Origin of the sequence: Planococcus maritimus (genome assembly GCF_001592825.1) — a bacterium.
In the GTDB taxonomy this organism is placed as follows: domain Bacteria; phylum Bacillota; class Bacilli; order Bacillales_A; family Planococcaceae; genus Planococcus; species Planococcus maritimus_C.
Window position 1 is genome coordinate 1,647,124 of the sequence record NZ_LTZG01000001.1, and the last position, 12,085, is coordinate 1,659,208.

Genomic DNA, 12,085 nt, shown 5'->3' on the forward strand with positions numbered 1-12,085 from the left:
TTGGCTCAACACCCGCCCCACGGCAAGCAGCCCCCTGCAACGCAGTCAAAAAGCGGAAGCTTTTCTAATCATCCTTTTCAAACTATCCCACAAGCTATCTATCTGAAATACAAAAAAAGCTCCCAGCACGCCGGAAGCTTCTTACTAGTTTATTTCTTCACATAATCCAAAGGGTCACGGTCCTGGCCTTCGTATGATAGCTCGAAATGCAGGTGGATGCCTGTAGAACGTCCTGTCGTGCCCATGTTGCCGAGTTTCGTATGCGGGGATACTTTGTCGCCCACTTGGACGTCAATCGACGACAGGTGCGCATAGATCGTCTCATAGCCGTTCTTGTGGTCGACGACGACGCGGTTGCCGAATGTGCCGGCTGCACCGGCTTTGGTGACCGTGCCGTGGTCAGCCGCGACGATATCAAGTGTTTCGGGACGTGCGATGTCGATGCCTTTATGGGCACGGCCCCAACGTTGGCCTTTTTTGCTCGATACGTAGCCATCGTCTGCGGGCCATGTAAATTCGCCTGTGCCGGCGCCCGGCAGTTCCTTGTCGCCTTCTAAGATGATTTTGTCGACCGGCTCGTCCAGGATTTTTTCGCGTGTCTCGGAGCGGCCGACACGTTCGCCATTAACTTCTCGTACGGCGTAGCTAACCGCTTTTTCGCCACGTTGGCCTTTTTCGCTGACTTTCGTTTCGCCAATATAAAGGTCTTCGCTGTCTTTTTTGACCGTTTCATATGGCATTTTCTTTAATGCTTTTTCGGCTTTATTGACAAGCACGTCTACGCCGAGTTCATCGGTTACGTATTGTGCCGCTTCATCTGGCGCTATGACTTGTTTCGGGTCGATTTGTTTGGACAAGCCATTGACCGGCTGCGAAAAGGAAATATCCGTGTTGCGCGACTCGCCTGCTTTGAGCTCAGGCAAATCCGTTTCGTTTTGCTGCTGCTCGAATTGCTCGAGCTCCTTTTCGCTTACAGCTGTTTCTTTAATGAGCTGAATGGTTTCTTCGTAGGCTTCACGGTCTTTTACATAGACTTCTGATTCATTGTCGACTCGCAAGGCGAAGGCCTCTGCCTGGATGGCCAATTGCTCGTCCAGCTGGCTGATGATCGTTTCATCGTCTGTCGGATTCGAGGCTACGGCTTGTTCGGTACGGATGATCAGGTCCTCACTCGGTGCGAGACGCAAATCATCGTAATCGCTTGCGGTCGTCTTCAGTTTTTCATCAATTAAGTCATCGATCGGCGCATCGTCTGAGACGGCTCCGAGGTAGCTGGCGTTGTGATAGATATGATAAACGGGCTCCAGGTGTTGCGGTTCATTCGGTTCGGCAAAAATCGTGTTGGCGCCGAACGCACTGGCCGCAAGCACAAGGGCGGTTCCGATTTTCCATTTGCGCAGGTTCAATTTGTCTTTGTTTAGGTGTTTCGCGTTCATGTTGCGGGTCGGGCTCCTTTCGTCTTTCCGTGAGGAGGTTTTTTAACTTCCCCACTCTATCACATCTGTTTTCAATAGCTCACCTGATAAACTCATTGTTACTGATATGTTATGTATCAGACAGTATTATCCATTTAATGTCATGATTTTCTTTAATTCTGCAAATAGAGGCAAAAAAATTATGATTTCTGTCCTTGTTTTCCATTTCGTGGCCGTTCTTTGTGATTTTTTTGTCACAAACATCATATAAGGTCATTGAACGGTTGTTTCATTTGTGGCGAAATTGTAGCCAACTAAAAAAGCCACTGCGCTTTTAGGCAGTGGCTTGTAAGTATTCGATTAACGCCAAACGCTTTTGACGATGTTTGTCTGGTTGCGGTCTGGTCCGACAGAGAAGATCGAGATCTGGACATCGGTTAATTGCGAAATGCGCTCTAGGTAGTGGCGCGCGTTTTCTGGCAATTCATCCAATGATTTGCACGATGTTACGTCTTCAGACCAGCCTGGCATTTCTTCATAGACCGGTTCGCAGTCTGCGAGCATGCGCAAGTTCGCTGGGTATTCTGTGATCAGCTCGCCTTTGTAGCGGTAAGCCGTACAGATTTTCACCGTATCGAGGCCCGTCAAGACGTCGATGGAGTTGACGGTCAAATCCGTCAATCCGCTGACACGACGTGCATGGCGGACGACGACGCTGTCAAACCAGCCGATGCGGCGCGGACGGCCTGTTGTCGTGCCGAATTCTTTGCCGACTGTGCGGATCTTGTCGCCGATGTCATCAAATAATTCAGTCGGGAACGGTCCGTCACCGACACGCGATGTGTAAGCTTTGCAGACGCCGATGACGTGTGAAATATTCGTCGGGCCTACGCCAGCACCAATCGTAACGCCGCCCGCTACTGGATTGGACGATGTGACAAATGGGTAAGTACCTTGGTCGATATCGAGCATGACGCCTTGTGCGCCTTCAAATAGCACGCGGCGGCCGGCATCGAATGCATCGTTTAGCACTTTCGAAGTATCGGTCACGTATTGGGCAATTTCCTGCCCGTATTGATAATACTCTTCCATGATTTCCTCGACCGTGAAGCCTTCTGTTTCATAGAATTTCTCGAACATGCGGTTTTTCTCTTTCAAGTTCATGCGCAGTTTTTCTTCGAATACGACATGGTCCAGCAAATCTGCAATACGGATCCCGACGCGTGCCGCTTTGTCCATATATGCAGGCCCGATGCCTTTTCCAGTCGTACCGATTTTGTTGGCGCCTCGGCGCGCTTCTTCCACTTCGTCTTGCTTGATGTGGTATGGCAAAATGACGTGCGCGCGGTTTGAAATGCGCAAGTTCTCTGTCGTCACTCCACGATCGTGAAGGCCTTTCAGCTCTTGCACTAGCGCTTTCGGGTCAACGACCATGCCGTTGCCGATTACCGATGTTTTTTCTTTATAAAAAATCCCCGATGGAATCAAGTGCAATTTATACGTTTCGCCGCCAAAAATGATGGTGTGCCCAGCATTATTTCCGCCTTGATAACGTGCGATTACTTCTGCATGTTCTGATAGAAAATCCGTGATTTTCCCTTTTCCTTCGTCTCCCCATTGCGTTCCTACTACTACGACTGATGTCATCGTCCGCACCTCCGTTAGGCTTGTCGCCCTGTTTCAAACAGTCTTTATTGTACCAATAGAGACTAGCCACGTCAATATGAAACATAAGAAAACACGAACATAAAAATGCATTTCTGCATTTAACGTTCGTGTTTAATAGATGTTTTAGAAATCGCCGCCTTCATGGTCTGCCCAATCGATGGTGACGAACTTGTTGTATTCCTTCACAAACGCCAGTTTGACGGTGCCGGTCGGGCCGTTCCGCTGCTTGGCGATGATGATTTCGATCATGTTCTGGTCTTCAGTTTCTTTATCGTAATAATCTTCACGGTACAAAAACGATACGATATCGGCATCTTGCTCGATCGATCCGGATTCACGTAAATCGGACATCATCGGCCGTTTGTCTTGCCGCTGCTCAACCCCACGGGACAGCTGCGACAAGGCGATGACCGGGACTTCGAGTTCACGCGCTAGCCCTTTTAAGGAACGGGAAATATCGGATACTTCCTGCTGGCGGTTTTCGCCGGCTTTGCCGGGCCCTTGGATCAGCTGCAAATAATCGATCATGATCATGCCAAGGCCGTATTCTTGTTTCAAGCGTCGGCATTTCGCGCGGATGTCGTTGACGCGGATCCCTGGCGTGTCGTCGATAAAGATGCCTGCATTTGATAAACTGCCCATCGCCATCGTCAGTTTGCGCCAGTCTTCATTTTGAAGCGCACCGGTCCGCATGACTTGAGCGTCGATATTGCCTTCAGCGCAAAGCATCCGCATAACGAGCTGCTCTGCTCCCATCTCTAAACTGAAAATGGCGACGTTTTCTTCGGTCTTGGTCGCGACGTTTTGCGCAACATTGAGCGCAAAAGCTGTCTTACCAACGGACGGACGAGCGGCGACAATGATTAAATCATTGCGCTGAAAACCTGCCGTCACTTTGTCCAAATCGCGGAATCCGGTCGGAATCCCCGTGACATCGCCTTTACGCGTGTGCAATAGCTCAATATTATCGTAAGTTTTTACCAAGACGTCTTTGATATGGATAAAGTCGCCCGCATTTTTGCGGCTCGACACTTCCATCATTTTTTTCTCGGCTTCCGCAAGCAATGCTTCTACTTCGTCTTCGCGCGTAAAGCCGTCTTCGACGATCGTAGTGGCCACACGGATGAGTCGGCGGAGCAAGGCTTTCTCTTCCACGATGTGGGCATAATGCCCGACGTTTGCGGCTGTTGGCACCGCATTAGCAATCTCTGTCAGGTACGATAAGCCGCCGACATCTTCGAGCTCCTTTTTGACCGATAGCTCTTCTGTCACGGTGACCAAATCCACCGCTTTGCCGCGGTCCGTCAAATCGATCATCGTCTGGAAAATCCTCTGATGGGCGACGCGGTAAAAATCTTCCGGCATGACGATTTCCGCTACGGAAACCAGTGCCTGTGGCTCCAGGAAAATGGCCCCGATAACGGATTGCTCGGCTTCCTGGTTATGCGGTGGGACGCGGTCAATCGATTCGTTCATATCTATTCCCCTTACGCTTCTTCAGTAACGTGTACGCGCAATGTCGCGGTTACATCGTGATGCAACTTCACCGGCACATTCGTGTAGCCAAGCGCGCGGATTGCGTCATCGAGTTCCATTTTACGCTTGTCGAGCTTGTAGCCATGAGTTTTCTCTAACTCCTTGGCAATCTGTTTTGAAGTGATCGAACCGAACAAGCGGCCGCCTTCACCGGATTTTGCTGTCAATTCAACAGTCAACGCTTCAAGCTTTGCTTTTAGCTCTTTCGCTTCATCTAGCTCTTGTTCAGCTTCTTTTTCTTGTTTCTTCTGTTGGCCAGCCAGTTTGCTCATGGCCGCTTGATCAGCTTCTACTGCCAAGTTGTTCTTCAACAAGAAGTTATTCGCGTAGCCGTCCGCCACGTTTTTGATATCGCCTTTTTTGCCTACATTTTTTACGTCTTTCAAGAAAATTACTTTCATTCTTCAGATCCTCCTCTATCATTTTCGGTTAATACGGTCTTTAGTTGCCCGACCGCTTCTTCAATACTTGCGTCCGGCATTTGTGTGGCTGCATTGGTTAAATGGCCGCCGCCGCCGAGATTTTCCATTACGATTTGGACATTGACTTCACCAAGCGAACGGGCACTGATGCCAACGCCGCCTTCTGTCCGTTCTGCGACAACAAACGACGCGTTAACGTCTTTCATCGTCAGCAGAATGTCCGCCGTCTGTGCGATCAGCACAGGGCTATAGATGCGTCCCGATTCACCTTTAGCGATGGCAATGCCGTCGCCGACAAATTCCACGCTCTGAACGATTTTCGCCCGTTCAATATACGTATTGAGGTCTTCTTTCAATAAGCGCTGCACGAGGACTGTATCAGCACCGTTCGAGCGCAAATAGGAAGCCGCTTCAAAGGTCCTGGCGCCCGTGCGCAGCGTAAAGCTTTTCGTATCGACAATGATGCCGGCAAGCATTGCGGTCGCTTCGAGCATCGTCAATTTTTCGTGTTTCGGCTGGTATTCGATCAACTCGGTGACCAGCTCCGCCGTAGACGATGCGTACGGCTCCATGTAGACGAGCATCGTATTGGTAATGAACTCCTCGCCTCTTCTATGGTGGTCGATCAACACGACGCGATCCATACGCTGAAGCAGCCGTTCATCAATAACCATCGATGGTTTATGCGTATCGACCACGACCAGCAAAGAATGCTCAGTCATTTCCGATAGCGCCTCTTCTGGGGTGATGAAACGTTCAAACAAATGCGGATCACTTTCGATTTCTTCCATCAAACGCATAACGCTGCGATCGTATTCATCAAAATCGATGACGATACGGCCTTTGACACGGTTCATCTCTGCCATTTTAGCCACGCCTACCGCCGCGCCAATCGAATCCATATCGGGCATTTTATGGCCCATGACAAACACTTGGTCACTTTCCTGGATCAAATCACGCAGCGCATGCGAAATGACGCGTGCACGGACCCTCGTCCGTTTCTCGACCGGATTGGTTTTGCCCCCATAGAACTTGACCTTGCCGCTCGGATGCTTGATTGCCACTTGGTCACCGCCGCGTCCAAGCACCAAATCGAGCCCGGACTGCGCCATGGCGCCAAGTTCGATCAGCGAAGCGGAACCCGCCCCGACGCCGATGCTCAAAGTCAGCGCCATATTGTCTTTCGCTGTCACTTCACGAATATCATCGAGTACCGTGAACTTCGTTTCCTCCAGTTTTTGGAGAATCGATTCATTGAACACCGCCAAAAAGCGGTCCGAGGAAATTCGTTTCACAAAAATGCCATTGTCCGTCCCCCATCGATTGATCAAGGACGTCACCAGGCTATTTAAATTACTGCGCACTTGGTCGTCCATCCCTTGTGACAATTCATCGTAATTATCGATGAACAAAATGCCGAGGACGGTCCGGTCCGCATGATACAAAGTTTCGATCTCTACTTGTTCGGTAATATCGAATAAGTAGAACAGCCGGTCATCCGCCCGGTAATAGACGCGGTACTTACGGCCGCCAAGCGAGATGACCATTTCATTCGATTCGGTCGATTTGACCAATTGGTTGAATTCTTCCGTCAAACTGTAAACCGATTCACCAATCAACGTCTCATAATCAAGCGCTGAAGTGATATAGGGATTGGCCCATTCAATCTGCTGGTTTTCATTGACCAGCAAAATCCCGATCGGCATTTCGAGCAAAGCTTCCTCGCCGACTTTCTTCATTCGGTAAGATAGCGTTTCGATATGCTTTTCAGTCTCTTCATAGTTGCGTTTCTCCAGTACCCACGCCGAGGCGATGGCCGCCCCATAAAGGATAGCGAAAATGCCTGCGCCCCACTCCGACCATAGCGAAATAAGAATCACAGCGGCCATTCCAAGAGCTAGCAATGCCAGCAATGGGTATCTTAGATTACGTTTCCTGAAAAAAGCCGACATTTCTCTTCAGCTCCTTACTTTCCTTTAAACTCATGCGCCCGCTTGATCCAGCCCCGGATATCGAAGCCAAGATCCAAAATTCCGATGATGCTCGTAAACGACTGCAACGGTACTGCAAAAATCGTCACGATCACCGTTACCCAGCGGGGCCAGCCCTCTTGGTGGATATAGAAATGGTAGAACGATACCCCTTGCAAGAACAATAGAAACTGCAACAGCATCGAGGCATTTGCGAAAATGAAATACGCCATGGTCCCTTGCTCGAAATCGGACAGCAAGGACACTAAAATGACGATTAGGTAATACCATAATACACTTTTCGGCAAGCGCATCTCGCGGAATGGCGGGAATTTCGGCACTTCAACCCCGAGCTGCTTTAGAATAGGCAATAGGATCAACAACAACACCCACACCGTCGTAAACGTCGTCAAAATCAATAGCGTCGGAAGCAAAGTCTCAAAAGTCAGCATGATCTGCGCGACCAGTTCCTCGTATTCCTCCATCGATTCCGAACCAAGCCGTTCGAGCCATGTTCCGGCCTGTTCGTACGAACTCCGCATCGTCGTTGTGAATTCTTCCAGGAAATTAATTCCTAAAAAGGCAATCGCCGCTACATATTGCAACATCAATGATAGCAGCAACACGATGCTCGAGCCCATGAACATGAACAATTTGCTTTTTTTATAGTGGATCGACAGCCCGATCATAAGCCCCAGCGGAATGTGAATCAACGCCAGTGGCAATGACAGCAATCCGCCGATCAGGAAGCTTAACACGACCCCGACCACTGCGACCAGCGCCGACGCCTTTGCCGGATACTTGGCGCTATACCAAGCGATCGGCAATGCCAAAAACAAGGTACTGACTAAACTCAGCACCGGTACATATACAGAAATAGCCAATAGGACGGCAAACAGCGCCGTCATCATGGCTCCGTTCGTTAGTTGACTTGTCTTTTGGTTAGGCATATCTGCGTTTTTCATCTTCTTTCGGGTTTATTTCATCCGTATAATTGTACCATGATTCAATCTCCCGAACAAAAAAGGGAGGTTGTCCTACTGTACACCTAGCTCTCCGTTTTGAGAAGAAAAAGTGTCTGTCTTTCAAGAGCAGCTTGTAGAAAATGATTATCGCCGATTTGGCAGTAGATGGGAATAATCGTTGGAAATTAAAGTGTGGGAATCGCTTCCTGGCAAAATGTATAAGAAGATAGTGAGAGTCTGGGTGTTGAAAGGTTTTTGCATTCTATTGGTGCTTCAGCTTAGTAGTCGCCGCGCCGCTTTGGGTTGGCCTCTTGCCATAAGCCAGGAAGAATGCCTGTCTTATGGCATCGGCTCACCCCTTTACGCCGGGCGGCTTGGTGATTTCGTTGATTCGAGTGTGTTTAGACAGGTCTGCTTCTGTACTCAGTTGCCGGCTAGTGGGGAAATCACTTCCCGGAAAAACAGATAAGAAGATAGCAAGGGGTTTCGGGTCGAACAGTTTCAGCATTCTATTGGTGCTTCTGCTTATTCTTCGCCGCCGTACTTTGGGTTGGCTTCTTGCCGTAAGCCAGGAAGAACGCCTGTCTTCTGGCATCGACTCACCCCTTTACGCCGGGCGGCTTGTTGATTTCATTGATTCGAGTGTGTTTAGGCAGATTTGCTTCTGTACTCAGTTGCCGGCTAGTGGGGAAATCACTTCCCGAGATATGTTTGAAGCAGCTAGTGAGAGTTTAGGCGTTGAAGAGTTTTAGCATTCTATTGGTGCTTCAGCTTAGTAGTCGCCGCGCCGCTTTGGGTTGGCCTCTTGCCATAAGCCAGGAAGAACGCCTGTCTTATGGCATCGTCTCACCCCTTTACGCCGGGCGGCTTGGTGATTTCGTTGATTCGAGTGTGTTTAGACAGGTCTGCTTCTGTACTCAGTTGCCGGCTAGTGGGGAAATCACTTCCCGGAAAAACAGATAAGAAGATAGCAAGGGTTTTCGGGTCGAACAGTTTCAGCATTCTATTTGTACTTCTGCTTATTCTTCGCCGCCGTACTTTGGGTTGGCCTCTTGCCATAAGCCAGGAAGAACGCCTGTCTTATGGCATCGGCTCACCCCTTTACGCTCGGCGGCTGAGAGATTTCGTTGATTTGGGTGCGTTTAAATCGATCTACTTCTTTATTATGTTGCCGGCTAGCGGGGGAATCGCTTCTCGAGATGTAGAGTCTGGCATATTGGCGATTAGATCGAAAATTTTGTTGGCGAACCAGAACTAACTAGTCTCTCAACACCAGAGACGACTTGAGATAGAAAACCTGAGTTGTTTCTACATTTAATATTTAATGAGCTGAAAAAACAATCTTCCCCTCTAAAACTAGAGACGGAGTGGAAGGGGGCTGACGCCTGTGGGACCGCGCGGGCTGGCGAGACAATCGTGTCGCGCCCTTTGCGGCACGTTGGCTCAACACCCGCCCCACGGCAAGCAGCCCCCTGCAACGTAGTCGAAAAGCGGAAGCTTTTCCACTCACTTCTTTATTATTTCTCTAGTATCCTACGAGCCCCAAGCAGCCCCCTGCAACGCAGTCTAATAGTGCAAGCTATTCCACTCACTTCTTTATATTTCTTTCGCATCAATTGTAAGCTTTGCAGCGCACCTTATCTTTTCCACTCACTTGAATACATTCCCAAAGCATATAAAAAAGAGGCCGGTTTCCCGGCCTCTTTGAAAAATCTTATTTTTCTTCCGCTACGAACGGTAGAAGTGCCATGATACGAGCGCGTTTAACTGCAATTGTCAAACGACGTTGCCATTTAGCGCTTGTGCCCGTAACACGACGTGGCAAAATTTTGCCTCGCTCAGAAATGAATTTCTTAAGCAAATCAGTGTCTTTGTAGTCGATGCGTGTAATGTTGTTTGAAGTGAAATAACAAACCTTTTTACGCTTCTTGCCTCCGCGACGTGGTGCCATATCGAATTACCTCCCTCATCTTCAGATTTCTATTCGCTGATGGGCGCCTGGTTTAGAACGGCAGATCGTCGTCTGAAACTTCGATCTTCCCGCTTCCGCTTGAAAACGGATCGTCATCTACACGAGTATTGTTTTGCTGACTTGGACTAGACGGTTGGTTCTGTTGATAAGACGGCTGCTGTCCATACGAGCGATCGTTTGAACGATCCCCAGATCCGGAGTTGGCGCCTTTTGGTTCAAGGAATTGAACGCTGTCTGCCACCACTTCCGTCGTATAAACGCGCTTGCCATCTTGACCTTCGTAGCTGCCAGTCTGAATGCGGCCTTCGACACCGGCGAGACTTCCTTTTTTAAGGAAATTCGCTGTGTTTTCAGCTTGCTTGCGCCAAACGGTACAATTGATAAAATCCGCTTCGCGTTCACCTTGCGCATTGGAGAATGTCCGGTTTACAGCAAGTGTAAAACGAGCCACCGCCGCGCCGCTTGGTGTGTAACGAAGATCGGGATCTTTTGTCAGTCTTCCGACCAATACAACCCGGTTGATCATCAGAATTCAACCTCCTTCTTCAAGTCGTGTATTATCTGTATTCCGCTTATTGCTTATACGTCTAGGCGTACAGCCATGTGGCGGATAATGTCTTCATTGAAGTTCGCAAGACGTGTAAACTCGTTGATAGCTTCTGTCTCAGCATTAGCTTTAACGATCTGGTAGAAACCTTCTTTGAAATCATTGATTTCATAAGCCAGACGGCGTTTACCCCATTCTTTCGACTCGATGATTTCCGCACCGTTAGAAGTTAGGATTTCGCTGAAACGCTCAACTAGAGCTTTCTTAGCGTCCTCTTCAATGTTCGGGCGTACAATGTACATTACTTCATATTCTCTCATCGTATTGTCACCTCCTTATGGACTTGGGCCCTGCTGATTCCAGCGGGCAAGGAGCAAGCAATCATAAATATTACTCACATCAACATATTGTAGCATACGCATAGACTTCCGGCAAGTTGTAATTTAGGCTATACTGAAAGCATTAAAATTCGGGATGTGTTGCCAATGGAACCGCATAAAATTATCGATTTGAACATCGAAGAAATCGCCCCAAAAGCCCTGTGGTTCAACATCGGCCTGGTCGTCGTTTTCGCGCTCGCCTACCAGCTGTTCCGCGAGCCGCTGTCTTTCAGCTTTTCGCTGTTCGGCATCCTTTATTTTTTGGGCGGCTACGTCTTATTGATCGTGCTGCATGAATTGTTTCATTTGATCGGCTTTGTCGTTTTCGGCAAAGTGCCGCTGTCGTCGCTTCAATACGGCCTCAATTTAAAATTGGGCATTGCTTATGCGACAAGCGACCGGCCCGTGAAAAACCGGGCGATGCGGGCAGTTCTGCTGCTGCCATTTTGGATGACGGCGGTTTTGCCGAGCGTCATCGGCTTTTGGGCCGGCGACCAAGTACTCGTCTTGCTCGGCGCCATGCTGACGGCCGGCGCATTCGGCGACTTCCTCATGTACAGGGAACTGCGCAAAGAGCCGAACGATGCGTGGATATTGGACGACCAAAATCTCCCCCGCCTCCACGTCTATTCCAGCTACCCATCGCTAGATGAATGAATGGCAGGTTCCGCACAAATAAAAAAAGAAGGCACAGCAGATTTCCTGCTATGCCTTCTTTTTAATTCTTATCTCGCAAACGACCGTTCCACATCCCATACGCCTTCCGGGATATATTCCTTCAGCAAGCGCTCTGCTTTTGCCGTATAGACAATCGCTTGTTTCGTGCCCCGCTTGGTCTCGACATCGATCGTCAAACGGTCGTACATGTCCGTTTTTGCGTTCCCCGTGTAATCTTCCAGGTCGTTGATCGCCGGCCATAGGACATCCGGAATGTCGTATAGCTCGCCTTGAATGACATCGTCTCCTGCCAATTCAAGTGCCGGATAACCAAGCCCCGTATCATACAAGCTTCCCGAAATCGTCACATGCTCTTCCACCAATTCCGCTTCTTCCAAATAAAAATGGTATTTGCCGCCTCTTTTTAAGGTTCCATATGCGAATAAATACATTCGTTTCCCTCCTCATAAAAAACCGGATGCTCAAAAAGCACCCGGTTCGGTATTTTTTCCAGCCGCCACTTCGTTGTTAACTTGTTTCCATGGCACTGACT

General features: G+C 49.1%; 11 protein-coding genes. 1 reads left to right on the plus strand and 10 read right to left on the minus strand.

From position 1 onward, the window contains the following. Positions 1 to 149 precede the first annotated feature (149 nt). The 9 genes from AY633_RS08095 to rpsF all read right to left on the minus strand — a co-directional run bounded on the left by AY633_RS08095 (position 150) and on the right by rpsF (position 10,815). Positions 150 to 1,436: a M23 family metallopeptidase gene (locus AY633_RS08095; protein WP_068487805.1), complete on the minus strand. Its 1,287-nt coding sequence runs from the start codon at positions 1,434 to 1,436 to the stop codon at positions 150 to 152. Positions 1,437 to 1,775: 339 nt separating this feature from the next. Then, positions 1,776 to 3,062: an adenylosuccinate synthase gene (locus AY633_RS08100; protein WP_068487806.1), complete on the minus strand. Its 1,287-nt coding sequence runs from the start codon at positions 3,060 to 3,062 to the stop codon at positions 1,776 to 1,778. A gap of 144 nt (positions 3,063 to 3,206) precedes the next feature. Continuing rightward, a complete protein-coding gene (gene dnaB / locus AY633_RS08105) occupies positions 3,207 to 4,559 on the minus strand; it encodes a replicative DNA helicase (RefSeq protein ID WP_068487807.1) in 1,353 nt (450 codons plus the stop codon). A gap of 11 nt (positions 4,560 to 4,570) precedes the next feature. Continuing rightward, the gene (gene rplI / locus AY633_RS08110; RefSeq protein WP_068487808.1) at positions 4,571 to 5,020 is read right to left on the minus strand and encodes a 50S ribosomal protein L9; all 450 of its coding nucleotides are present in this window, start codon (positions 5,018 to 5,020) and stop codon (positions 4,571 to 4,573) included. Further along, positions 5,017 to 6,993, minus strand: coding sequence for a DHH family phosphoesterase (locus AY633_RS08115; RefSeq protein ID WP_068487809.1), 1,977 nt, complete (start codon positions 6,991 to 6,993; stop codon positions 5,017 to 5,019). The genes rplI and AY633_RS08115 overlap by 4 nt, the downstream gene beginning before the upstream one ends. A 14-nt stretch (positions 6,994 to 7,007) precedes the next feature. Next, positions 7,008 to 7,976, minus strand: coding sequence for a YybS family protein (locus AY633_RS08120; RefSeq protein ID WP_260804540.1), 969 nt, complete (start codon positions 7,974 to 7,976; stop codon positions 7,008 to 7,010). A 1,714-nt stretch (positions 7,977 to 9,690) separates the two neighbouring features. After that, on the minus strand, positions 9,691 to 9,927 hold the full coding sequence (rpsR, locus tag AY633_RS08135; protein WP_058382282.1) for a 30S ribosomal protein S18: 237 nt from the start codon (positions 9,925 to 9,927) through the stop codon (positions 9,691 to 9,693). A 52-nt stretch (positions 9,928 to 9,979) separates the two neighbouring features. Then, positions 9,980 to 10,474 carry a single-stranded DNA-binding protein gene (gene ssb / locus AY633_RS08140; RefSeq protein ID WP_068487812.1) on the minus strand — a complete coding sequence of 165 codons (495 nt, stop codon included), beginning with the start codon at positions 10,472 to 10,474 and terminating at the stop codon, positions 9,980 to 9,982. A gap of 53 nt (positions 10,475 to 10,527) precedes the next feature. After that, positions 10,528 to 10,815 carry a 30S ribosomal protein S6 gene (rpsF, locus tag AY633_RS08145; protein WP_068459466.1) on the minus strand — a complete coding sequence of 96 codons (288 nt, stop codon included), beginning with the start codon at positions 10,813 to 10,815 and terminating at the stop codon, positions 10,528 to 10,530. A 165-nt stretch (positions 10,816 to 10,980) separates the two neighbouring features. On the opposite strand from rpsF, the gene AY633_RS08150 reads away from it, so the two are divergent. After that, a complete protein-coding gene (locus tag AY633_RS08150) occupies positions 10,981 to 11,532 on the plus strand; it encodes a DUF3267 domain-containing protein (protein WP_068487813.1) in 552 nt (183 codons plus the stop codon). Positions 11,533 to 11,600: 68 nt separating this feature from the next. Here the strand turns inward: AY633_RS08150 and AY633_RS08155 are convergent, their stop codons facing one another. Continuing rightward, positions 11,601 to 11,984, minus strand: a complete 384-nt coding sequence (locus AY633_RS08155; protein WP_068487814.1) for a gamma-glutamylcyclotransferase family protein — start codon at positions 11,982 to 11,984, stop codon at positions 11,601 to 11,603. Positions 11,985 to 12,085: the final 101 nt, after the last annotated feature.